Raw genomic sequence first — 23,385 nt, 5'->3', positions numbered from 1 at the left:
CCTCGCTCTCCGGGAGGTCACCGTGCCAACGCGTGGCGTCGTATACGTCCACTCGACCCCGCTCGCCGTGTGCTCGCACGTCGAGTGGGCGATCGCGCGCGTCCTCGCCGCGCCGGTCAACCTGCAGTGGACGGCACAGCCCGTCGACCCCGGCGCCCGCCGGGCCGAGTGCGGGTGGACCGGTCGCCCGGGGACGGGCGCCGAGCTGGCTGCTGCCCTCCGGCAGTGGCCCATGATCCGTTTCGAGGTGACCGAGGAACCCAGCCCGGGCGCCGACGGCGAGCGCTACATGTACGTGCCGGGGCGCGGCCTGTTCCGGGCCGCCGTCGGGGCGGGCGGGGACATCCAGCTCGGCGAGGACCGGCTGCGGGCGATCATGGCCGCCGCCCGCGCCCCAGAGGCGCTGGCGCACGCACTGGACAAGGCGCTCGGCACCGCATGGGACGCCGAACTGGAGCCGTACCGCTACGCCGGCGACGGTGCCCCGGTGACCTTGCTCACCCGGGTCGGCTGAAGTCAGGTGCTCCGGCGGTCACCGGAGTGGCCGAGTTGCCCCGGTACGCGGAAGGCTGGTGGGATGAGCCGCGTGTCGACCACCCCGCGACGCGTCGGCGTCGCGCTCGCCGCACTGACCGCCCTGCTCGCCTCCGGCTGCACCGGCGCCGAGCGACCCCGGTCGGCCGAGCCGACCGCCACACCCTCGACCGTGGCGCCCTCGACCGCGGCGCCGGCCAGCCCCACGCCGATCCCGACGTCGCCCGGCGACCCGGCCGCGCGGGCGACCGCGCTGGTCGGCCGGCTCGCCGACGAGGACCTGGTCGGCCAGGTGCTGATGCCCTACGCGTACGGCAGCTCGGCCACCGAGGTCTCGCCCGGCTCGGCCGCCGGCAACCAGGCGATGGCCGGGGTGGACACCCCCGCCGAGATGGTGGCGAAGTACCGCCTGGGCGGGGTGATCCTGGTCGGCTTCAGCGCCGACGACCCGACCTCCGGCAACCAGGAGACCACCAACGTCGACAACCCGCGGCAGGTCCACGCGCTCACCACCGGGCTGCGCGCGGCCGCGGGCAGGCTGCCGGCCGGCGCCGCCCCCTTCCTGGTCGGCACCGACCAGGAGTACGGCGTGGTCACCCGGATCACCGACGGCGTCACCGCCCTGCCCAGCCCGCTCGCCGCCGGAGCGGCCGGCCGGCCGGAGCTGACCGAGGCGGCCTGGCGGGCCGCCGGCTCCGAACTGGCCGCGATGGGGATCAACCTCGACTTCGCGCCGGTCGCCGACGTGCTGGCCACCCGCAGCACGGTGATCGGCTCCCGTTCCTTCGGCGCCGACCCGCAGCGCTCGGGCGCCCAGGTCGCCGGCGCGGTCCGCGGCCTCCAGTCCGCGGGCGTGGCGGCCAGCGTCAAGCACTTCCCCGGGCACGGGCTGACCGCCGCCGACTCGCACAAGGACCTCCCGGTGGTCCCGCAGTCCCGCGCCGAGCTGGACCGCATCGCGTTCCCGCCGTTCCGCGCGGGCGTCGACGCCGGGGCGATGGCGGTGATGTCGGCCCACCTCGACGTCAAGGCGGTCGACCCCGGCACCCCGGCGACCTTCTCCCACAAGCTGCTCACCGACGTGCTCCGCGGCCAGCTCGGATTCAAGGGCGTGGTGATCACCGACGGGATGAACATGGCGCCGGCGAAGCGCTGGTCGCCCGGCGAGGCCGCGGTCCGCGCCCTGAAGGCCGGCAACGACCTGATCCTGATGACCCCGAACCTCACCCAGGCGTACGACGGGCTGCTCGCCGCGCTGCGCGACGGCTCGCTGCCCCGGGCCCGCCTGGTGGAGGCGGCCACCCGGGTGCTGACCATGAAGTTCCGGCTGGCCGACAAGCCCGCCCCGGCGCTGGGCACGCTGGCGTCGCCGGCCCACCAGCAGGCGGCGGACGCGCTGGCCGCCGCCGCGGTCACCCAGCTGCGAGGGACCTGCGGGGCGAAGGTCGCCGGGCCGGTCACCGTCACCTCCTCCGGCGGGCGGGACCACACCCGGGCCCTGCTCACCCGCGCGCTGACCGCCGCCGGGGTGAAGGTGGTGCCGAGCGGGGGCACGGTCGTGCACCTGGTCGGGTACGGCGACGGCGCCGGTGACCTGCGCGCCGACGCGAAGGTCACGGTGGCGATGGACACCCCGTACCTGCTGGCCGGGGCGACGTCGCCGACGCTGCTCGCCACCTACTCGTCCAGCCGGGCGTCGATGGACGGGCTCGCCGCCGTGCTGGCCGGGAAGGCCCGTCCCACCGGCCGGTCCCCGGTGCCGGTGAGTGGCCTGCCCGCCACCACCTGCGCCGGCTGACCGACGCCGGTCGGTGCCCGCCGACGCCGCGGCCCGGCTGGTAGCGTCCGGCCCCGTGACGACGCTCGCCACCGGGGACGAGGTGGCACCGGCCACCACCGCACGCCGTGCCGCCGCGCTCCGCCTCGCCCCGGCGTGGGCCTGCTACGCCGTCGTCGCCGCGATCCTGCTCGCCACCGGCACCCCCGCCGTCGACCTGCTCCGGTACACGCTCTACGCGGCGCTGGCCGTGGTACTCCCCGGCACGCTGGTCTACCGGTCGCTGCGCTCGCGTCCGCACACCCTGGTCGAGGACCTGGCGATGGGCGCCGCGGTCGGGCTGGTGCTGGAGTTGGGGGCCTGGGCCGCGTTCCTGGCGTTGGACGCGGGGAGCTGGCTGTGGTGCTGGCCGCTGGCCGTGCTGGTGCCGTACGCGGTGGCGCCCCGGCTGCGCCGGCACTGGCGGGTCAGCTACCCGACCCCGGTGCCGACCGGCTGGGCGTGGGCGCTGGCCGCGGTGATCGCCGGCTTCACCTGCTATCTCAGCGAGTCGTTCCTCCGGCTCAACCCGGTCCTGCCCACCTCGCAGGGGCAGGCGCAGTACATCGACCTGGCCTTCCAACTGTCGCTGGCCGGGGCGGCGACGCACCAGGTGCCGTTGGACGTGCCGCAGGTGGCCGGGGAGCCGCTGCACTACCACTGGTTCGGGTTCGCCCAGATGGCGGCGTCGAGTCTGGTCAGTGGGGTGGACCTGCCGACGGTCTTCTTCCGGTTGGTGGTGCCGGCGTGGTGTGCGCTGGCCGCCGTGCTGGTGGCGGTGGTCGGCTGGCGGATCTCCGGCCGGCCGGTGGCCGGGGTGGTGGCGGCCGGACTGATGTTCACCGTCGGGGAGTTCGGCTTCGAGAACGGGGTGCGGCAGCTCTTCGGCACCCAGGCCACGTTCATCGTCTGGGGCAGCCCGTCGATGACGTACAGCTGGGTGTTGCTGTTGCCGCTGATCGCGGCCGTCGCCTCGGTCCTCGGCCGGCCCGGGGCCGGCGGCGTGCCGCCGCTGGGCCGCGGCGCCTGGGTGCTCGTGACGCTCTTCCTCGCCGCCTCGACCGGGGCCAAGGCCAGCTCGCTGCCGGTGCTGCTGGCCGCGCTGGTGTTCACCGCCGCCGTGCTCCTGGTGTTCCGGCGGCGGCTGCCCCGGGCGCTGCTGCCGGCCGCGGCGGCCACCCTGGCCGCGCAGCTCTTCGCCACCGCGGTGCTCTTCGCCTTCGAGAGCCACGGGGTGACCGTCGACCCGTTCTCCGGGCTGCGGCCCTACGTCGGCGCCGCCCCGGACCGGTCGCCGCTGGCCACCGTGGTGATCTGGACGGCGGTGCTGGTCGGCTTCCTGCTCAGCCTCCAGCTCCGGCTGGCCGGCGCGGTGGCGCTGCTGCGGCGGCGCCGGTTCCGGCTGGAACCGGTCCCGCTGCTCCTGCTCGGCGGCGCGCTCGCCGGCCCGGCCATCTACCTGCTGGTCGGCCATCCGGGCAGCAGCAACCAGTACTTCACCCGGACCGGGTTCGCCTTCGGGGTGCTGCTGTCCGCCTGGGGCTATGCCGAACTGCTCGACCGGGCCGCCCTGACCCGCCGGGGCGCGGTGCTGCTCGGGCTGGGCGCCGCCGGTCTCGCCGCCGCGCTCACCGCCGTCCAGCTCCGCCACCCCGCCACCGCCACCGGCCGGCCCGCGTACGAGCCGGTGCTGCCGCTGCTCTGGTGGGCCGGCGCGCTGCTGGTGGCGATCCTGCTGGTGGCGCTCTGCTGGCCCGCGCTGGTCGGCCGGTGGCCGGGGCTCGCCGGCCGGGGCGAGCTGCTGCTGATCACCGCCGTGCTGGTGGTCGGCGCGCCCGGGCTGGTGACCGACGCGGCGGCCGGCCGGCACTACCCCAACGGCGGGGCGTACGCGGTGGTGCCGATGCCCGCCGCGCGGGTCGAGGCGGCCCGCTGGGTGCGTGCGCACAGCGACCCGGCCGACGTGGTCGCCACCAACGCGCACTGCCGACAGGTGGTGGACGGCTGGTGCGACGCGCGGTCGTTCTGGCTCAGCGCCTACGCCGAACGTTCGGTGCTGGTCGAGGGCTGGGCGTTCGCACCCCGGGTGGTGGGGCTCCCCGGTGGCCCGTACGCGCCCTTCTGGGACCAGGGGCGGCTGCGCGCCAACGACGCCGCCTTCACCGCGCCCACCGCCGCCGGCCTGGCCGAGCTGCGCGACCACTGGCGGGTGCGCTGGCTGGTCGTCGACCGGTCCGTCGAGGTCGAGTCACCCGACCTGGCCCGCCTGGCCGACCTGCGGTTCCACAACGACACCACGGCCGTCTACCGACTGCGCTGAGCCGGCCGGGGCGCGGATCGCAGGGGGCAACGCGGCACAGTTTCGGCTGGTAGCGTCCGTCGCATTCGCCCGATCCAGGTGACGGAGGTCGAGGTGGCACCCACGCGTCCGGATCCGGTCCTCTCGGTCGTCGTGCCGATGTTCAACGAGGAGGCCGTGCTGCCGCTGTTCGCGCGGCGGCTGCGCGCCGTCCTCGACGGGCTCGGCGAGACGTACGAGGTGGTGGCGGTCGACGACGGCAGCACCGACGGCACGCCGGCCGGGCTGGCCGCCCTGCGAATGGGCTGGCCCGGGCTGCGGGTGGTCCGGTTGCGCCGCAACAGCGGCCACCAGGCGGCCCTGGTCGCCGGGGTGCTCCGGGCGCACGGCCGCTACGTGGTCAGCATCGACGCCGACCTCCAGGACCCGCCCGAGACGATCGCGGAGATGCTGCGCCGGGCCCGCGCCGACGACCTCGACATCGTGTACGGCGTCCGCGACGACCGCAGCACCGACAGCCCGTTCAAGCGCTGGACCGCCGGCGCGTACTACCGGCTGATGCGGCGCCTCGTCGGCAAGCAGGTGCCCGCCCAGGCGGGTGACTTCCGGCTGCTCAGCCGGGCCGCCGTGGAGGCGCTGCGGGAGCTGCCCGAACGCAGCCCGGTGCTGCGGCTGGTGGTGCCGTGGCTGGGCTTTCCCAGCGGTGCGGTGAGCTACCGGCGCCAGGAGCGGCCGGCCGGCCGGACCAAGTACCCGATCTCCCGGATGGTGGGGCTGGCCGCGGAGAGCGTGACCAGCTTCTCCGCCGCGCCGCTGCGCTTCGCCACCTGGCTGGGCCTGGCCGGGGTGGTGCTCTGCGGGGTGCTGGTGCTGCTCGCCGTGGCCGCCTGGCTGGGCGGCGCCACGGTCAGCGGCTGGCCCTCCCTCTACGTGGCGGTCCTCTTCCTCGGCGCGGTGCAGCTGCTCTGCCTCGGCCTGCTCGGCGAGTACGTCGCCCGGATCTACACCGCGGTGCAGGGCCGCCCGGCGTACTTCGTCGCCGCCGACACCGCCGACGAGCGCCACCCGGCCGCCGGCCCGGTGCCGGTCGAGGTGGTCGCCGACACCGACGACGAACCGGCGTCCGTACCGGGCGCCGCGACGGTGCTCACCGACGCCCGCCGGTGACCGTCCTCGCCGTCGCCGACGCCGAGCTGCCGGTGAGCGACCCGCCCGGCGGGCAGCGGCTGGCCGGGTTCCTGCCGCCGCTGGTCGGCTACGCCGCGGTGGCGACGATCCTGCTGCTCACCGGCACACCCCCGATCGACCTGATCGCCTGGACCGGGTACGCGGCGGTCTGGGTGATGCTGCCCGGCACGCTGGTCTACCGGTCGCTGCGCTCGCGTCCGCACACCCTGGTCGAGGACCTGGCGATGGGCGCCGCGGTCGGGCTGGTGCTGGAGCTCGCCGCCTGGGCCGCGTTCCTGGCGTTGGACGCGGGGAGCTGGCTGTGGTGCTGGCCGCTGGCCGTGCTGGTGCCGTACGCGGTGCTGCCCCGGCTGCGCCGGCACTGGTCGGTCCGCTACCCGGCCTTCGCGCCGCTGGGCTGGGCGTGGACGCTGACCGCGGTGGTGGTCGGCTTCACCGGCTACCTGGCGGCGTCGTTCCTGTCCACGAACCCGGTCCTGCCCACCTCCGAGGGGCAGCAGCAGTACATCGACCTGGCCTTCCAACTGTCGATCGCCGGGGCGGCGACCCATCAGGTGCCGTTGGACGTGCCGCAGGTGGCCGGGGAGCCGCTGCACTACCACTGGTTCGGGTTCGCCCAGATGGCGGCGAGCAGCCTGATCAGTGGGGTGGACCTCCCGACGGTCTTCTTCCGGCTCGCGGTGCCGGCGTGGTGCGCCCTGGCCGCCGTGCTGGTCGCGGTGGTCGGCTGGCGGGTCAGCGGCCGGGCCTGGGTGGGCGTGGCCGCGTCCGCGCTGATGTTCACCGTCGGGGAGTTCGGCTTCGAGAACGGGGTGCGGCAGCTCTTCGGCACCCAGGCCACGTTCATCGTCTGGGGCAGCCCGTCGATGACGTACAGCTGGGTGTTGCTGTTGCCGCTGATCGCGGTCGCCGCCGACCGGATCGGCCGGACGTCCGACAGCGCCGTCCCCCCGCTCGGCCGCGGCGCGTGGGTGCTGGCGGTGCTGTTCCTGCTCGCCTCGACCGGGGCCAAGGCCAGCTCGCTGCCGGTGTTGCTGGCCGCGCTCGCCTGCACGGCCGTGCTGGGGCTGCTCACCCGACGCCGGCTGGACCTGCCCGTGCTGGCCCTGACCGGTCTCGCCCTGGCCGCGCAGCTCTTCGCCACCGCGGTGCTCTTCGCCTTCGAGAGCCACGGGGTGACCGTCGACCCGTTCTACGTGGTGCGGGTCTACGTCGGTCCGGCCGACGGCCGCACCACCGGAGTCCACGTGCTGATCTGGGCGGCGGTGCTGGTCGCCTTCCTGCTCAACCTCCAGCTGCGGCTCGCCGGGGTGGTGGCGCTGCTGCGGCTGCGCCGGTTCCGGCTGGAAGCGGGCCAGCTCTTCCTGCTCGGTGGGGCGCTGGCCGGCCCCACCCTGCACCTGCTGCTCAAGCACCCCGGGGGCAGCAACCAGTACTTCACCCGGACCGGCTTCGCCTTCGGGGTGCTCCTCTCCGCCTGGGGTTACGCCGAACTGCTGGACCGGGCCGCGCTGACCCGCCGGGGAAAGGTCCTGCTCGGGCTGGCCGCCGCCGGTCTCGCCGTCGCCCTCACCGCGGCGCAGTTCGCCTGGCGGGTCGCACCCACGGTCGGGCCGCGCTTCGACCGGCTGCTGCCCCTGCTGCGCTGGGCGGGCGCCCTGGCCCTGCTCGCACTGCTGCTCGGGCTGCTCTGGTGGCTGCTGGGCCGCCGCTTCACCGCGCTGGCCGGCCGGGGCGGCGTCGTGCTGCTCACCGGGATCCTGGTGGCCGGCGCGCCGGGGCTGGTCATGGACGGCGCCGCCGCCCGGGAGAACCCCAACGGCGGCGCGTACGGGCTGGTGTCGATGCCCGCCTCCCGGGTCGAGGCGGCCCGCTGGGTCCGCGCGCACAGCGAACCCGACGACGTGGTCGCCACCAACGCGCACTGCCGCCAGGTGCTGCGCAGCGGCGCCTGCGACGCGCGGTCGTTCTGGCTCAGCGCGTACGCCCAGCGGTCCGTGCTGGTGGAGGGCTGGGGGTTCGCGCCCCGGATGGTGGGCGAGCCGGCCGGGGTGGCGGCGCCGTTCTGGGACCAGGACCTGCTGGCCGCCAACGACGCCGCCTTCACCGCGCCCACCGCCGCCGGCCTGGCCGACCTGCGTGACCGGCGCCGGGTGCGCTGGCTCGTCGCCGACCGGTCGACCGGCCGGGAGTCGCCGACGCTGGGCGAGCTGGCCGAGCTGCGCTTCGACAACGGCCGGGTGGCCGTCTACCGGCTGCGCTGACGGCCCGTCCGGCGGTCAGCCGGGCCGGTGGGCGCGGAGCATCAGCGACACCCCGGGCAGCGACCGCACCGGCAGGTAGCGCTCGGCGGTGATGATGGTCCGCAGCCCCAGGTTGACCACCGGGTGCAGGTCGTCCAGGTCGCTGCCGGTGGAGCTGCGGCGCCGCCAGGCGGCCACCGGCCGCAGCACCACGTTCCAGCTCCACAGCTCGTCGACGACCAGGCCGGCCTTCTCCACCACCGCCCGCAACGACTCCCGGTCGTAGCGGCGGACGTGCCCCACGGCCTCGTCGTGCGCCGACCAGAGCCGCATGTCGCACGGCACGGCGATCAACGCCGTGCCGCCGGGGCGCAGGACGCGCCGGAACTCGGCCGCGGCGAGATGATCCTCCTCGAAGTGTTCGAGGATGTCGAAGGCGACCACCAGGCCCAGCGAGGCCGACGGGACCGGCAGGTGCCGGGCGTCCGCGCGGATCACGTACAGGCCGCGCTCCCGGGCCACCCCGGCACCCTCCGCGCTGTATTCCAGGGCCAGCGGACGCCAGCCGTGCGCCCGCAGCACCCGGGTGTTGCCGCCGCCGGCCGCGCCGACGTCCAGCGCCCGCTCGGGGCTCGTCCCCGCGGCGGCCAGCCGGCGCAACGCGCGGGCCAGCAGGGCCCGGCGCTCGCGGTACCACCAGTGGGTGTCCTCGAGCGCGGCGAGCTTGCGGATCTCGGTGGCTTCCACGGTGGACTCCTCGGCGGGGGACTGGCGGCCCTCACCATATCGGCCGCACAGCCGTCGCACAGCCCGCCGCCGGGCGGACGCGTCGGGGCCCGCATCCGCCTCGGATGCGGGCCCCGACGGGTGGGACCGGTGCTACAGCGGGATGTTGCCGTGCGCGCCCCGGGCGGCCGGCGCCGCGGCCAGCGCCTCGGCGATCCGCCGCCGGGTCTGCTCCGGCTTGATCACGTCGTCGACCACGCCGATCTCCAGCGCCCGGTTCACCCCGCCGGCGACCCGGGTCTGCTCCTCGATCAGCCGGGCGCGCAGCGCCTCCCGCTCCTCGGCCGGCGCCGCGGCGAGCTTCTTGCGGTGCAGGATGTTGACCGCCGCGCTGGCGCCCATCACCGCGACCTCCGCGTTCGGCCAGGCGAAGACCGCGGTGGCGCCGAGCGAGCGGGAGTTCATCGCGATGTACGCCCCGCCGTACGCCTTGCGGGTCACCAGGGTCACCCGCGGCACCACCGCCTCGGCGAAGGCGTGCAGCAGCTTCGCCCCGCGCCGGACCACGCCGTCCCACTCCTGACCCAGGCCGGGCAGGTAGCCGGGGACGTCCACCAGCACGATCAGCGGCACCCCGAGCGAGTCGCACATCCGCACGAAGCGGGCCGCCTTCTCGGCGCTGGACGCGTCGAGGCAGCCGCCCAGCCGCAGCGGGTTGTTCGCGATGACCCCGACCGTCCGGCCGGCGAACCGGCCCAGGGTGGTCACCACGTTCGGCGCCCACTTGGCGTGCAGCTCCACCCCGGGGGCGTCGAGCAGCGCCTTGACCACCGGCTTCACGTCGTACGCCCGGTTGGTCTCGGCCGGCATCTTCGCGACCAGGTCGTGGCCCTCGACCGCGTCGGCCGGCACGTCGTCGGGGGAGAGCCGACCCTGGTGCCCCAGCAGGGCGGCCAGCTTGCGCGACTCGACCATCGCCGCCTCGTCGTCGGCGCAGGTCACGTGGACCACGCCGGAGCGCCGGCCGTGCGGCTCGGGGCCGCCGAGCCGCTCCATGTCGACCTGCTCGCCGGTGACGCTGCGGACCACCTCGGGACCGGTGACGAAGATCCGGCCGGCGCCGCTCATCACGACGATGTCGGTCAGCGCCGGCCCGTACGCCGCGCCACCGGCGGCCGGGCCGAGCACCACGGAGATCTGCGGCACCCGGCCGGAGGCCCGGACCATCGCGGCGAAGACCTGCCCGACGGCGTCGAGCGCGACCACGCCCTCGGCCAGCCGGGCCCCGCCGGAGTGCCAGAGCCCGAGCACCGGCACCCGCTCCCGCACCGCGGTGTCGATGGCGTCGACGACGTGCCGGCACCCGTCGGTGCCCATCGCGCCACCCATCTTCGTGGCGTCGGTGGCGTACGCGATCGCGGGCGTACCCTCGATCTCACCCCGCGCCCAGAGCACCCCGGAGGTGTCCCGGGGCGACATCAGGCGCAGCGAGCCGGCGTCGAACAGGGCGCGGAGCCGGACCTCGGGATCCCGGTAGTCCACGGTGGACGAGTCCGCGCTGACGGCGGTCGTGGTCACATGAGCCTCCAAGGCTGTGGTCTCAGGCCCGCGTGAAGACGAGAGCCACGTTGTGTCCGCCGAAGCCGAAAGCGTTGTTCAGCGCGGCGGGGATCTCCATGTGGCGCGCCTTGTGGGCGGCCACCTCCAGGGTGAGGCCGTCGTCCGGGTCGTCGAGGTTGATGGTCGGCGGTACGACACCGTCGCGGATGGCCAGGATGGTGGCGATCGACTCCAGCGCGCCCGCCGCGCCGAGCAGGTGCCCGGTCATCGACTTGGTCGCCGACAGCACCACGTGGTCGCCGACGGCCTTGTGCAGCGCGCCGATCTCCAGCATGTCGCCGACCGGGGTGGAGGTGGCGTGCGCGTTGACGTGCGCGATGTCCGTCCCGGCGAGGTCCGCGTCGGCGAGCGCCCGGCGGATCGCCCGGATGGCGCCCTCGCCCTCGGCGTGCGGCTGCACGATGTCGTACGCGTCGGAGGTGATGCCGGCGCCGGCGAGCCGGGCGTACACCCGGGCGCCGCGGGCGGCGGCGTGTTCGGCGCTCTCCAGCACCACCACGCCCGAGCCCTCGCCGAGCACGAACCCGTCCCGGCCCTTGTCCCACGGACGGGAGGCCTTCTCCGGCTCGTCGTTGCGGGTCGACATGGCCCGCATCGAGGCGAAACCGGCGATCGGCAGGGGGTGGATGACCGCCTCGGTGCCGCCGGCCACCACCACGTCGGCCCGGCCGGCGCGGATGATGTCCAGGCCCAGCGCGATGGCCTCGGCGCCGGTGGCGCAGGCGCTGGCCACCGAGTGCACGCCGGCCTTGGCGCCCACCTCCAGCCCGACCCAGGCGGCCGGACCGTTCGGCATCAGCATCGGCACCGTGTGCGGGGAGACCCGCCGCGGGCCGGAGGCCTCCAGGATGTCGTCCTGGGCGAGCATCGTGGTGGCGCCGCCGATGCCGGAGCCGACGCTGACCGCCAGCCGCTCCGGGTCGAGCCCGGAGTCGGCCAGGCCGGCGTCCGCCCAGGCCTGCTGCGCCGCGATGAGCGCGATCGCCTCGGAGCGGTCCAGCCGGCGCAGCCGGACCCGGTCCAGCACCTCGGACGGGTCGACGGCGAGCTGGGCGGCGATCCGGACCGGCAGCTGCCCGGCCCACTCCTGGGTGAGCGCACTCACCCCGGAGCGGCCGGTGAGCATGGCGTCCCAGGTCGACGCGACGTCCCCGCCCAGCGGGGTGGTCGCGCCGAGCCCGGTGACGACGACGTCGGTGCGAGCCATGATCAGGACTGCGCCGCGATGTAGCTGACGGCGTCGCCGACGGTCTTGAGGTTCTGCACCTCGTTGTCCGGGATCTTCACCCCGAACTTCTCCTCGGCGGCCACCACGACCTCCACCATGGAGAGCGAGTCGACGTCCAGGTCGTCGGTGAAGGACTTGCCCTCGGCCACGTCGTCCGGGTTCACCCCGGCAACCTCTTCGAGGATCTCGGCGAGGCCGGCGGTGATCTCGTCACGGGTCATTGGTGTTGCTTCCTCTCCATCGGTTTTCACTCGGCCGGCGGACCTGCCGCCGGCCGTCTCCCCCGGCGCGCGGGCGCCGGGGTGGGATTCAGGGGCAGCGGACGACCTGACCGGCGTAGGTCAGGCCGCCGCCGAAGCCGAAGAGCAGCACCGGGGCGCCGGCCGGCACCTCGCGCCGCTCGACGAGCTTGGACAGGGCCAGCGGCACGCTCGCGGCCGACGTGTTGCCGGACTCGACGATGTCCTTGGCGATCACCGCGTTCGGGATGTTCAGCCGCTTGACGATGCCGTCGATGATCCGGGCGTTGGCCTGGTGCGGCACGAACGCGGCCAGCTCGGACGGGGCGACCCCGGCCTTCTCGCAGGCCTGGAGCGCCAGCGGGGCCAGCGCGGTGGTGGCCCAGCGGAAGACCGCCTGCCCCTCCTGCGCGATGTACGGCCGCCAGCCCTCGATGCGTACCGCGTCGCTCTTCTCCGGCACCGAGCCCCACACCACCGGGCCGACGCCGGCCGGCTCACCGTCGGCGGTCGCGGTGACCACCGCGGCCCCCGCCCCGTCGCCGAAGATGATGCAGGTCGACCGGTCGGTCCAGTCGGTGAAGTCGGAGAGCTTCTCGGCGCCCACCACGATGGCGTTGCGGGCGGCGCCGGCGCGGATCGCGTGGTCCACGGTGCCCAGCGCGTACGCGAAGCCGGAGCAGGCGGTGTTGACGTCGTACGCGGCCGGCGCGGTGATGCCGAGCTTGGCGGCGACCCGGCAGGCGACGTTCGGGCTTCGGTCGACCGAGGTGCAGGTGGCGACGACCACCAGGTCGATGTCGGCGGCGGTCAGCCCGGAGTTGGCCAGCGCCTTGCCGGCCGCGGCGGCGGCCATGTCGGCCACCGTCTCGTCACCGGCGATCCGCCGGGTGACGATGCCGACCCGGTCGCGGATCCACTCGTCGTTGGTGTCGACGAGCTGGGCGATGTCGTCGTTGGTCACCACCCGGGACGGCTGGTAGTGCCCGAGCGCGACGATCCGGCTGCCGGTCATCGGAGGCCTCCGTTCGTTCGCGACTGCGGGACTCGCAGACCCGGCTCGTTCCTCGCGCTCACCGATGCGTTCCTCTCGTGGTCGCGACCGCGGTGCGCGCGGGCCCGCTCACGCGGGGCCGCCGATGCGGGCCAGCGGCTGGCCCGGCGCCACCGGATCGTCGTGGTGGGCGAGCCACTCGGTGAGCAGCCCGCTGTCGTGCGCGGTGACCTCGACCGGGCCCTGTCGGGTGGCGACGTGGCCGATCACCTGGCCGGTCCGCAGGTCGGCGCCCTCGGCGAGCCCCTCGGCGGGGGCGAAGGTGCCTGCTGCGGGGGAGACGACCACCCGGAACTGGATCACCGGCTCGTGGCCGCGCAGTCCGCTGTGCCGGGCGATCAGGTCACGCGCGGCGGGCAGGTCGTCGGGGGTGTTCAGGGTGACGATCTCGGGCGCGCCGGTGGCCTTGAGTTCGCGCTTGACCAGGCCGGCGAGGGTGCCGGCCGGCGGCAGCTCGATCACCCCGGTGACGCCGAGGTCGGCCAGGGTGCGCATGCACAGGTCCCAGCGGACCGGCGCGGTGACCTGGCGGACCAGCCGCTGCACCATCTCGCGGCCGTGGCTGACCGCCGAGCCGTCGAGGTTGGACAGCAGGATCCGGGCCGGGTCGGCGGGGGTGATGCCGGCGGCGACCTGGGCCAGCGCGGTCTCGGCCGGGGCCATGTACGGGGTGTGGAAGGCGCCGGCCACCTGGAGCCGGATCACCCGGGTCCGCGCCGGCGGCTCGGCGGAGAACTTGTCCAGCGCCTCGATCGAACCGGCGGCGACGATCTGGCCGGCGCCGTTGCGGTTGGCCGGGTGCAGCCCGTGGGCCTCGATCGCGGCGAGCACCTCGTCGGGGTCGCCGCCGAGGACGGCGGCCATGCCGGTGGGCTCCAGGGCGCAGGCGGCGGCCATCTCCCGGCCGCGGACGCCGGCCAGGGTGATCGCCGTCTCCGGGGTCAGCACCCCGGCGACGGCCGCGGCGCCCAGCTCGCCGACGCTGTGGCCGACGGTGACGGCGACGTCGTAGAGGGGGAGCTGGTCGGCGGCGAGCAGCGCCGCGGCGACCAGCAGGGGCTGGGTGCGGGCGGTGTCCTTGATCTCCTCCGCGTCGGCCGCGGTGCCGAGGTGCACCAGGTCGACCCCGGCCAGCGCGGACCACCAGCGCAGCCGGGACTCGGCGCCGGTCAGGTCGAGCCAGGGGGTCAGGAAGCCGGGTTTCTGGGAACCCTGGCCGGGTGAGAGTACGGCGAGCACGTCTATGACTCTGACGGATACCCACGGGTCGCGCTGTGCCGGCTGGCACCAAACCGCACTAGAACCTTTGTCGGGTTCCTACAAAGATCAACGGTGGTCGTCGCATGTCTGTACTGGTTTGCCGACGGCTGGGCGTCATGTCTGGGTCGGGGCCACCGGGACCACCGGGTCCAGTCTGCCCACCGTGAGCGCCACCTGGAGGGCGAACGCGTCCCGCGGCGTCAGCGGGGAGAACCCGGTCACCTCGGCGATCCGGCGCAGCCGGTAACGCACCGTGTTCGGGTGGACGTACAGCGCCCGGGCGGCGCTCTCCAGCGTCCCGCCGGCGGCGAAGAAGGCGTCCAACGTCTCCAGCAGCTCGCCCCCGGCGCGGACCAGCGGGGCGTACACGTCCCGGCGCAGCCGCCGACGGGCCTCCGCGTCGCCGGCCAGGGAGCGCTCGGGCAGCAGGTCCGCCGCGGCCACCGGCCGGGGCGCCGTCGGCCAGGCCGGGGCGGCCCGGTAGCCGGCCAGCGCGGAGCGCGCCGAGTCGGTCGCCTCGTCCAGGCTCGGCACCGCCGGCCCGACCACCACCGGTCCCTCGCCGAACGCGGGCAGCAGCTTCTCGGTGGCCGCGCCCGGGTCCGCCGCCCCGCCCAGCACGATCACCAGCCGGTCGCCGTGCACGCCGCCGATCACCTCCACCCCGATCCGCCGGGCGTGCCGGTAGACGGTGTGCAGCACGGCGGCCACCTCACCGCCCGGGGAGCGGCCCACCGCCACCGCCACCGGCGGCGCGTCCGACCAGCCCAGCGCCGCCGCCCGGCTGGCCAGCACGTCCGGGGAGTCGCCGCGCAGCAGCGCGTCCACCAGCAGGGCCTGGAGGCGGGCGTCCCAGGAGCCGCGGGACTCGGCGGCGCGGGCGTACACCCGGGCGGCGGCGAAGGCGATCTCCCGGGAGAAGCGCAGCACGGCGTCGCGCAGCTGCTGCTCCTCGCCCGGCGCCGCCAGCAGCGACACCTGCTCCTCGACCACGTCGATGGTGACCTTGATCAGCGCCACGGTCTGCTGGAGGCTGATCGAGCGGGCCAACGCCTGCGGCGCGGTGGCGAAGACCTCGTCGGAGACCTCCTGGGTGCTGTCCGCCGTGCCGCCACCCTCGCGCAGCCACTGCACCAGCGACCGGACGCCGGCCTGGGCCACCAGCATGACCCAGGAGCGCTGGTCGGCGGGGAGCTCCCGGAACCAGGGCAGCGTCTCGTCCATCCGGGAGACGCTCGCGGTGGCCAGCGCCCCCGCCGCCCGCTCGATCCGGCGCAGGGTGGCCGTCAGCTCACTACCGCCCGGCTCGCTCACCGCTCCAGCCTGACACGTCCCCGGTCCGGGCCCCACCCCGGCCGGCCGGCGCTCGACCCGCCCGCGACGGGCTGCCAGGATGATCACCCGTGACCGACACCGACCTCGCCCGCCAGATCGCCGCCACCTGCCGCCTCACCGGCCGCTTCACGCTCCGTTCCGGCCGGGTGGCCGACGAGTACTTCGACAAGTACCGCTTCGAGGCCGACCCGGCGCTGTTGGACCGGGTCGCCGCCGGGCTGGCCGGGCTGGTGCCGCCGGGCACCGAGGTGCTGGCCGGGCTGGAGCTGGGCGGCATCCCGGTGGTCACCGCCCTGGCCCGGCACGTCGGGCTGCCCTGCGCCTTCGTCCGCAAGACCGCCAAGGCGTACGGCACCGCCCGGCTCGCCGAGGGCGCCGAGGTGGCCGGCCGCCGGGTGCTGGTGGTGGAGGACGTGGTCACCTCCGGCGGCCAGGTGGTGATCTCCACCGGGCAGCTCCGCGAGCTGGGCGCCGAGATCACCGACGCGCTCTGCGTGATCGACCGCTCCGAGGGCGGCGCCGAGGCCCTGGCCGAGCGGGGCGTCCGGCTGCACGCCCTGTTCGCCCGCGCCGACCTGACCGCCTGAGCCCGTTGATCTCCCGGCACGGGGTGGACGCCGATCCGGGTACGCGGCGTACGGCCTGTCGGTGCCGGCCAGTACGGTGTCAGGGCACGTCGGGGCGACCGCCCGGCGGGTGAACGGCGAGAAGGCGAGGAGGCCGGCATGGCGCACGGGGAGGCCGAACACGGCTGCACCCAGGGCGAGTCCTGCCGCCCGGGCCACCACGAGCACGCCAACGGCGGCAAGCACCACCGCCGCCCGGCCGGACCGTCGTTCCCGGCCGAGCCCACCGTCGGGCGGGCCGAGGACGAGCCGTCGGTGCCCCGGCCGCGTGGCGCCGAACCGCCCGCCGCCGAGCCCGAGCCCGCCGCCGCGGGCTGCCGCAACGAGCTGGCCGGCTGGGCCGGCGCGCACCGGCACGGCCCGGTCCGCCCCCGCCAGCGCGGCAACCGCCGGGAACGGCCGCCGCGCCGCTGGTGCTGACCACACGGTGGCCCTCCGCCCACTAGCGTGGGCAGGGTGAAGGCGATCGCGATCGACGGGTACGGTCCGGCCGAGCAGCTCCTCCCGAGACAGCTGCCCGACCCACCGGTCGGCCCGGACACCGTGCTGGTGCGGGTGCGCGCCGCCGGGGTCAACCCGGTGGACTGGAAGGTCCGCGAGGGGCACCTCGCCGCGGCGATCCCCGGTCACTTCCCGCTGGTGCCCGGCTGGGACCTGGCCGGCGTCGTCGAGGCGGCCGGACCGGCGGTCGCCGGGTTCGCCGTCGGGGACGAGGTGATCGGGTACGCCCGACGCGACGACATCCAGCACGGCACGTACGCCGAGCTGGTGCCCGCCCCGGAACGGTCACTGGCCGACAAGCCGGTGCAGGCGTCCTGGGCCCAGGCGGCCGGGCTGCCGCTGGCGGGGCTGACCGCGTACCAGGCGTTGCAGCTGGCGCGTACCGGCGCGGGGGACACCGTGCTGGTGCACGGCGCGGCGGGCGGGGTGGGGCACCTGGCGGTGCAGGTCGCCCGGGCGCTCGGCGCGGCCCGGGTGATCGGCACGGCGAGCGAGGCCAACCACGACTTCGTCCGCTCCCTGGGGGCCGAGCCGGTGACGTACGGCCCGGGCCTGCTGGACCGGGTCCGCACGGTCGCGCCCGACGGGGTGGACGTGGCGCTGGACCTCTTCGGCGGGGAGGCGCTCGACGTCTCGGCCGAGCTGCTGTCCCGGCCGGCGCGGCTGGTCTCGACCGCCGACCCGGAGCACGTCACCCGCCTGGGCGGCAGCTACGTCTTCTGCAAGCCGTCCACGGCCGACCTGAGCCTGCTCGCCGGGCTGGTCGACGCCGGTCGGTTGACGGTGCACGTGGAGCGGACCTTCCCGCTGGACGACGCCGCGGACGCGCACCGCCTGGTGGAGGCGGGACACGTCCGCGGCAAGGTGGTCCTGGAGGTCTGAGCGGTGCGGCCGACCCGGGTCAGCGGGTGCGGCGGCGGATCAGCAGCGCGATCCCGGCGATGCCGAAGGTGATCAGCACCACCACCGAGACGTTGAGCAGCAGCAGGCGGCGCAGCTCACCGAGGGCGTCGTCGATGTCCTGGGCGGGGTCGAAGGCCTCCGGGATGACCCGCTCGCCGCCGCCGACGCCGCCGGAGAGGGTGTCGAACTGCCGCTCGACCGGCACGCCGACGCTGCGCAGCGTCTCGGACATGGTGAGCCGGCCGAGGAACCACCCGGCGTTGACCACCCGCGCGCCGGGCTGCTTGGCCGGGCGGAAGATCCGCGGCCCGCCGTCGGCGAACGGGTAGAGGTCGAAGGTCCGGACCCGCTTCTCGCCGACGAGCACCACCACGGTGAACTTACGGCCCAGGCCGGACTTGCCGGGCGCCTTGAGTCGGGCGACCCGGTCGATCCAGTCCACCTGGTCGATGATCGCGAGGACCTGCGGGCGCTGGTCGGGGGAGCGCAGCCGCAGCGGCTCGTCCATCCCGTCGCCGGTGATCTCCACGCCGGCCGCCGGGCCGGGCCGCGACACCGGGTGGGCCGGATCGGCCCGCACCGGACCGGCCAGGCCCAGGGAGAGCGCCCCGGCAACGACCCCGCTGACCAGTACCGCCGCCAGACGCCTCATCCGTCGGACCATCGCCGCCTCCTCGCCCCGTTCGATGGATGGCCTGCTGCCGGTCACGTGTGGGTCTCGTCGACGGCGGCCGCCCGGCCCGAAACGACCGGTCCCACCTCAAAGACTTAGCAGAACGCCACGCGGTTGCAGATGTTGGAACAGTTTTTGGAACTATCTGCGATCCCGGTCCGACTAATGGATCAGCACGCCGACCGGCGGGCGGATCGTACCGTTGCGGAGGGATTCATGGGGGGCAGGGTTGCACGCGCGGGGCGTGCCTGGCTAGTCGTATTGGGCGTGGCGCTCGGAGTGTTCCTGGTGTCGCCCGCCACGCCGGCCGCCGCTCACAACTCGTTCACCGGCAGCGTCCCGGCCAACGGCGCCCGGGCGGCCACCGCGCCGGCCCGGATCGAGCTGCGGTTCCTGTCGAAGGTGGACCCGGGCAACACGGAGATCACCGTGACCGGGCCGGACAACGTGCCGGCGGCCGGTGGTCCGCCCACCTTCTCCGGCAGCCGGGTCGCCGTGCCGTTCAAGGCCGGCGCGGCCGGGCTCTACATCGTCGGCTACCGGGTGGGGTCGGCCGACGGCCATCCGGTCAGCGGTGAGATCCGTTTCACCCTGACCACGGGTACGCCCGCCCAGCCGCCCTCGTCGTCGGCCACCGCGGCCGCCTCCCCCTCGGCGGCGCCGTCCGCACCGTCGTCGGATGCGGTTCCGTCCTCGCCGTCGGCCGCCGGTCCGTCCTCGGTGGCCGGTGCCCCGCCCTCCGCCGGTACCCGGAGCCCGGCCGCGGGCACGTCCTCCGACGACGGCGCGGCCTGGCCGTGGCTGCTGGCCCCGGTGGTCCTGTTGGTCGTCCTGGCCGCCGTGTTCCTGGCGCTACGTCGCCGCCGCTGACCCGCCCACGAGTCGAGGACCGGCCCGACCCGCGGCAGGTCGGGCCTTCAGCTGCCCCGGACGGGCCGGGGTGCGGCATGTCGCACCCCGACCTGGCCCGACCGGGGACCCGGGCAGTCGGACCCGGCCGACAGTGGTCAGGGCAGGCGGACGCGGGCGGCGCGCAGCCGGGTGAGGGTCCGCTCGCGGCCGAGCACCTCGAGGGACTCGAAGAGCGGCAGCCCGACCGTGCGGCCGGTGACCGCCACCCGGACCGGGGCCTGCGCCTTGCCCAGCTTGAGCCCCCGCTCGGCGCCGACCGCCTCCAGCGTCGACTTCAGCGACTCGGCGTCCCAGGTCGCCAGCGCCTCGAACGCCGCGATGGCGGCGTCCAGCAGGTCGGCCGCGCCCTCCTTCATCGCCTTGGCCCAGGCCGCCTCGTCGATCAGCGGCGAGGCCAGGAAGAGGAAGTCGACGTTCGGCACGATCTCGCTGAGCACCGCGATCCGGGTCTGGGCCAGCGGCGCGACGGCGGCGAACGCCTCGGCGTCGAACTCCTCCGGCTGCCACGGCGGCGGGGCGATGGTGTCGGTGCCGGTCAGCCACGGCTGGCAGGCGGCGACGAACTCGTCGACGCCCAGGGCGCGAATGTACTCGCCGTTGAAGGCGCGCAGCTTCTTCTCGTCGAAGAAGGCCGGCGAGGGGTTGACCTCGTCGAGCCGGAACTCGTCCTCGATGACCGACCAGGGCACGATCTCCCGGTCGCCCGACGGCGCCCAGCCGAGCAGCATCAGGTAGTTGCGCATCGCGCCGGCGAGGTAGCCCTCGTCCTTGTACGCCTCCAGGGCGACCTTGTCCCGCCGCTTGGACAGCTTCTGCCGCTTCTCGTTGACCACCACCGGCACGTGCGCCCAGATCGGCGGCTTCACCCCGAGGGCGTCCCAGAGCAGCTGCTGCTTCGGGGTGTTGGGCAGGTGCTCCTCGGCCCGGATCACGTGGGTGATTCCCATGGTCATGTCGTCGACCACGTTGGCGAGCAGGAAGACCGGCGACCCGTCGCCGCGGGCGATGACGAAGTCCTCGATCAGCTTGTTCTCGAAGGTCGGCTCGCCGCGGACCAGGTCGACGACCACGGTCACGCCCTCGTCGGGCGTACGGAAGCGCAGCGCCCGCCCCTCGCCCGGGCCGAGGCCCCTGTCACGGTGGTAGCCGTCGTAGCCCTGGTACTGGGAGCCGGTCCGCGCCTGCACGTCCTCGCGGGTGCAGTCGCAGTAGTAGGCCCGGCCGGCCTCGTGGAGGCGCTGGGCGGCGGCGCGGTGCTCGCCGGCGTTCTGCGACTGGAAGTACGGGCCCTCGTAGCCGCCCCGCTCGATGCCGATCCAGTCGAGCGCGGAGAGGATGCCCTCGGTCCACTCGGGCCTGTTGCGGGCCGCGTCGGTGTCCTCGATGCGGAGCACGAACACCCCGCCCTGCTGCTTGGCGTAGATCCAGTTCTGCAGGGCCGAGCGGGCCCCGCCGACGTGGAACATACCGGTCGGGGAGGGGGCGAAGCGCACACGTACCGTCACGTCCTCCAGCCTACGGGCGGCGGCCAGCCGTTTCCGCGAGGGGGCCGGTCAGGGCACGGATCTGATCTTCAGCACCAGGGCGCTGCCGAGCACGGTGACCGCCGCGGTGGCCGCGTACAGGGTCGGGTATCCGCCCAGGTGCACCACGATCGGCGCGGAGAGCGCGGGGCCGAGGACCTGCGGCGCGGAGTTCGCGATGTTGATCACCCCGAGGTCCTTGGCCCGGTCGGTGGCCGCCGGCAGCACCTGGGTGATGAGCGCCGCGTCCACGGCCAGGTAGACGCCGTAGCCGGCGCCGAGCAGCAGCGCGGCGGCGACCGCCATCGGCCAGACCGGCGCGACGGCCAGCAGCAGCGCGGCCACCGCCATGATCGCGCCGGAGGTGATCACGAAGACCTTCCGCCGCCCGGACCGGTCGGAGAGCCGGCCGGCGACCACGGCGGTGAGGATCATCCCGAGCGTGTAGAGCAGGATCAGCACCAGCAGCCCACCCTCGGGGTCGGCGACCCGGACCCCGTCGGTGAGGAAGTAGAGCAGGTAGAGGGTGCCCAGGGCGTTGCCGAGCTGCACCAGGAACCGGGTGATCCAGGCCCAGGCGAAGTCGGGGTGCCGGCGTGGGTCGATCCACATCGACGCGACCAGCGCCCGCCAGCGCAGCGCCGGGCGGTGCTCGCGGGGCAGCGGGTCGTCCGCGGTGAGCAGGGCGAACGGCAGCGACAGCAGCAGCATCGCGCCGGCGATCGCCGTGTACCCGGCGGCGTTGCCGGTGACCACGGCGGTGACCAGCACCGCGCCGAGCACCAGCCCGAGCGCCTGCGGGATGCCCACCCAGCCGGAGACCCCGCCGCGCTGCACGACCGGCACCCGGTCGGGGATGGCGGCGGTGAGGCTGGCCAGCATGGCGTTGAAGCAGACCTGCGCGGCGACCCAGCCCAGCGCCACCCCGGCGATGCTCTCCTGCCGGGCGAGCAGCACCAGGGCCAGCGCCCCGAGCACCGCGCCGGAGGCGGTCCAGACGTGCCGCCGGCCGAGGTGCCGGCCGGCCAGCCGGATCGCCGTACGGTCGGAGAGCGCGCCGGCGAGCGGGTTGGCCAGCACGGCGGCGAGCGCGCCGAGGCCGGTGACGACGGCGAGCATCGCCTCCTTGTCGCCCGGCGCGATCCGTTCGACCTGCTGCGGCAGCAGCACCTGGATCGGGGTGAAGAACGCCATCCAGACGCCCAGGTTGGCCGCGAAGATCAACGCGATCCAGCTCCGCCGGACCGGCACGGTGGGTTCGGCGAGCGCCGCCGGCAGCGACGCCGGCGTCGGGTCCACCGTGGTCATGGCCGGATCAGGTCCCGCAACCAGGCGTACGACGACTTGGGCGTACGCCGCTGCGTCGGGTAGTCGACGTGCACCAGCCCGAAGCGTTTGGTGAACCCCTCGGCCCACTCCCAGTTGTCCAGCAGCGACCAGACGAAGTACCCGGTGACGTCCACCCCGGCGTCGATCGCCTCGCGGACCGCCCGCAGGTGCCCGTCCAGGTACGCGATCCGCTCCGGGTCGTGCACCCGCCCGTCGGCGTCGGGCACGTCGTCGTAGGCGCAGCCGCTCTCGGTGACCTGGATCGGCGGCAGCCGGTCGCCGTAGCGGTCCCGGAGCCCGACCAGCAGCTCGCGCAGCCCGTCCGGGGCCACCGGCCAGTCGAAGGCGGTCCGCGGGTAGCCGTCCAGCGGCACGATCTCGAAGGGCAGCGGCGAGCCCTCCTCGGCGGCCCGTACGCCGGTGGGGTTGTAGTAGTTCACCCCGAGCACGTCGATCGGGGCGGCGATCACGTCGAGGTCGCCGTCGCGCACCACGCCCGGGTCGAAGTCCTGCCCCTGCGGGTAGCCGAGCCGCAGCAGCGGGTCGGTGAAGAGCCGGTTGTGCAGCGCGTCGTACGCCGCGCCGGCCACCCGGTCGGCGTCGGTGTCGCCGAGCACCCGCACCGGTGAATAGTTGTTGGCGATGGCGACCGGGCTGCTAGTGCGGGCGCGCAGCGCGGAGACCGCGAGCCCGTGGCCGAGCAGCTGGTGGTGGGCGACCGGGAAGGCGTCGAAGAGCAGCATCCGGCCGGGGGCGTGCACGCCCATGCCGTGCCCGAGGCTCATGTGGACGAACGGTTCGTTGAGGGTGATCCAGAGCTTCACCCGGTCGCCGAGCCGGGCGGCGACCAGGTCGGCGTACTCGGCGAAGCGGGCGGCGGTGTCCCGGTTGAGCCAGCCGCCGGCGTCCTCCAGGGCCTGCGGTAGGTCCCAGTGGAAGAGGGTGGCCACCGGGTCGACGTCCCGCTCCAGCAGCGCGTCGACCAGCCGGTCGTAGAAGGCCACACCGGCGGGGTTGGCCGCGCCGGCGCCGGTGGGCTGCACCCGCGGCCAGGCGATTGAGAACCGGTACGCCGACACCCCGAGGTCGGCCAGGAGCGCGACGTCGTGGGCGTACCGGTGGTAGTGGTCGCAGGCGACGTCGCCGGTGCTGCCGTCGACGATCCGGCCGGGGGAGTGCGCGAAGGTGTCCCAGATGGACGGCCCCCGGCCGTCCTCCCGCGCCGCGCCCTCGATCTGGTGGGCGGAGGTGGAGACGCCCCACCGGAAACCGGCGGGGAACTCGGGCATCGGTGTGGTCATCCACCCTCCCGGAGAACGCGAATCGTGCTCGGGACTCTAGGGCGCGGGACGCCGTTTCGCCATAGGCCGCCGGGC

General features: G+C 75.0%; 20 protein-coding genes. 9 read left to right on the top strand and 11 right to left on the bottom strand.

Features of this window, described 5'->3' with window-relative positions; genetic code table 11:
* Positions 1 to 22 precede the first annotated feature (22 nt).
* The 5 genes from GA0070564_RS25710 (at position 23) to GA0070564_RS25690 (ending at position 8,101) form a co-directional block, all read left to right on the top strand.
* Positions 23 to 514, top strand: coding sequence for a DUF3145 domain-containing protein (locus tag GA0070564_RS25710; protein WP_091614414.1), 492 nt, complete (start codon positions 23 to 25; stop codon positions 512 to 514).
* 63 nt (positions 515 to 577) lie between these two features.
* Complete coding sequence (locus GA0070564_RS25705) at positions 578 to 2,332, top strand: glycoside hydrolase family 3 protein (protein ID WP_091614409.1); 1,755 nt, start codon at positions 578 to 580, stop codon at positions 2,330 to 2,332.
* A 55-nt stretch (positions 2,333 to 2,387) separates the two neighbouring features.
* Entirely contained in the window at positions 2,388 to 4,670 is a 2,283-nt protein-coding gene (locus GA0070564_RS25700; RefSeq protein WP_141714867.1) for a hypothetical protein, read from the top strand.
* 93 nt (positions 4,671 to 4,763) lie between these two features.
* The gene (locus GA0070564_RS25695) at positions 4,764 to 5,816 is read left to right on the top strand and encodes a glycosyltransferase family 2 protein (protein WP_281182193.1); all 1,053 of its coding nucleotides are present in this window, start codon (positions 4,764 to 4,766) and stop codon (positions 5,814 to 5,816) included.
* Positions 5,813 to 8,101: a hypothetical protein gene (locus GA0070564_RS25690; protein ID WP_091614401.1), complete on the top strand. Its 2,289-nt coding sequence runs from the start codon at positions 5,813 to 5,815 to the stop codon at positions 8,099 to 8,101. The genes GA0070564_RS25695 and GA0070564_RS25690 overlap by 4 nt, the downstream gene beginning before the upstream one ends.
* Before the next feature lie 15 nt (positions 8,102 to 8,116).
* On the opposite strand, the gene GA0070564_RS25685 is transcribed toward GA0070564_RS25690, so the two are convergent.
* The 7 genes from GA0070564_RS25685 to GA0070564_RS25655 form a co-directional block, all read right to left on the bottom strand.
* Positions 8,117 to 8,827 (bottom strand): class I SAM-dependent methyltransferase, encoded by a 711-nt coding sequence (locus GA0070564_RS25685; RefSeq protein ID WP_091614397.1) that lies wholly within the window; start codon positions 8,825 to 8,827, stop codon positions 8,117 to 8,119.
* A 132-nt stretch (positions 8,828 to 8,959) separates the two neighbouring features.
* A complete protein-coding gene (locus tag GA0070564_RS25680; RefSeq protein WP_091614393.1) occupies positions 8,960 to 10,384 on the bottom strand; it encodes an acyl-CoA carboxylase subunit beta in 1,425 nt (474 codons plus the stop codon).
* A gap of 22 nt (positions 10,385 to 10,406) precedes the next feature.
* Complete coding sequence (fabF, locus tag GA0070564_RS25675) at positions 10,407 to 11,633, bottom strand: beta-ketoacyl-ACP synthase II (RefSeq protein ID WP_091614390.1); 1,227 nt, start codon at positions 11,631 to 11,633, stop codon at positions 10,407 to 10,409.
* A 2-nt stretch (positions 11,634 to 11,635) separates the two neighbouring features.
* The gene (locus GA0070564_RS25670; protein ID WP_088972559.1) at positions 11,636 to 11,875 is read right to left on the bottom strand and encodes an acyl carrier protein; all 240 of its coding nucleotides are present in this window, start codon (positions 11,873 to 11,875) and stop codon (positions 11,636 to 11,638) included.
* Positions 11,876 to 11,963: 88 nt separating this feature from the next.
* Entirely contained in the window at positions 11,964 to 12,908 is a 945-nt protein-coding gene (locus tag GA0070564_RS25665; protein ID WP_091614386.1) for a beta-ketoacyl-ACP synthase III, read from the bottom strand.
* Between the two features lie 108 nt (positions 12,909 to 13,016).
* A complete protein-coding gene (locus GA0070564_RS25660; protein ID WP_091614383.1) occupies positions 13,017 to 14,186 on the bottom strand; it encodes an acyltransferase domain-containing protein in 1,170 nt (389 codons plus the stop codon).
* Positions 14,187 to 14,321: 135 nt separating this feature from the next.
* Positions 14,322 to 15,599, bottom strand: coding sequence for a PucR family transcriptional regulator (locus tag GA0070564_RS25655; RefSeq protein WP_425412538.1), 1,278 nt, complete (start codon positions 15,597 to 15,599; stop codon positions 14,322 to 14,324).
* Between the two features lie 11 nt (positions 15,600 to 15,610).
* On the opposite strand from GA0070564_RS25655, the gene pyrE reads away from it, so the two are divergent.
* The 3 genes from pyrE (at position 15,611) to GA0070564_RS25640 (ending at position 17,551) form a co-directional block, all read left to right on the top strand.
* Positions 15,611 to 16,129 (top strand): orotate phosphoribosyltransferase, encoded by a 519-nt coding sequence (gene pyrE / locus GA0070564_RS25650; protein WP_091614380.1) that lies wholly within the window; start codon positions 15,611 to 15,613, stop codon positions 16,127 to 16,129.
* Between the two features lie 138 nt (positions 16,130 to 16,267).
* Positions 16,268 to 16,588, top strand: a complete 321-nt coding sequence (locus GA0070564_RS25645) for a hypothetical protein (RefSeq protein ID WP_091614377.1) — start codon at positions 16,268 to 16,270, stop codon at positions 16,586 to 16,588.
* A gap of 36 nt (positions 16,589 to 16,624) precedes the next feature.
* Positions 16,625 to 17,551: an NADP-dependent oxidoreductase gene (locus GA0070564_RS25640; protein WP_218105000.1), complete on the top strand. Its 927-nt coding sequence runs from the start codon at positions 16,625 to 16,627 to the stop codon at positions 17,549 to 17,551.
* 19 nt (positions 17,552 to 17,570) lie between these two features.
* Here GA0070564_RS25640 and GA0070564_RS25635 read toward each other — a convergent pair whose 3' ends face one another.
* Positions 17,571 to 18,236 carry a hypothetical protein gene (locus GA0070564_RS25635; protein WP_091614707.1) on the bottom strand — a complete coding sequence of 222 codons (666 nt, stop codon included), beginning with the start codon at positions 18,234 to 18,236 and terminating at the stop codon, positions 17,571 to 17,573.
* 276 nt (positions 18,237 to 18,512) lie between these two features.
* Here GA0070564_RS25635 and GA0070564_RS25630 point away from each other — a divergent pair, with 276 nt between their 5' ends.
* Entirely contained in the window at positions 18,513 to 19,115 is a 603-nt protein-coding gene (locus tag GA0070564_RS25630) for a copper resistance CopC family protein (protein ID WP_245670249.1), read from the top strand.
* A gap of 137 nt (positions 19,116 to 19,252) precedes the next feature.
* On the opposite strand, the gene gltX is transcribed toward GA0070564_RS25630, so the two are convergent.
* Genes gltX through GA0070564_RS25615 form a run of 3 tightly spaced genes read right to left on the bottom strand, consistent with a single transcriptional unit; the run spans position 19,253 to position 23,298 of the window.
* Positions 19,253 to 20,662, bottom strand: coding sequence for a glutamate--tRNA ligase (gene gltX / locus GA0070564_RS25625; RefSeq protein ID WP_091614366.1), 1,410 nt, complete (start codon positions 20,660 to 20,662; stop codon positions 19,253 to 19,255).
* Between the two features lie 48 nt (positions 20,663 to 20,710).
* Positions 20,711 to 21,988: an MFS transporter gene (locus GA0070564_RS25620; protein ID WP_091614363.1), complete on the bottom strand. Its 1,278-nt coding sequence runs from the start codon at positions 21,986 to 21,988 to the stop codon at positions 20,711 to 20,713.
* Positions 21,985 to 23,298 carry a GH1 family beta-glucosidase gene (locus tag GA0070564_RS25615; protein WP_091614360.1) on the bottom strand — a complete coding sequence of 438 codons (1,314 nt, stop codon included), beginning with the start codon at positions 23,296 to 23,298 and terminating at the stop codon, positions 21,985 to 21,987. The genes GA0070564_RS25620 and GA0070564_RS25615 overlap by 4 nt, the downstream gene beginning before the upstream one ends.
* Positions 23,299 to 23,385: the final 87 nt, after the last annotated feature.

Source organism: Micromonospora mirobrigensis (genome assembly GCF_900091555.1).
Taxonomy (GTDB): domain Bacteria; phylum Actinomycetota; class Actinomycetes; order Mycobacteriales; family Micromonosporaceae; genus Micromonospora; species Micromonospora mirobrigensis.
The sequence above is the reverse complement of the archived record's forward strand: the minus strand, read 5'-3'. Positions and strand labels throughout refer to the sequence as shown.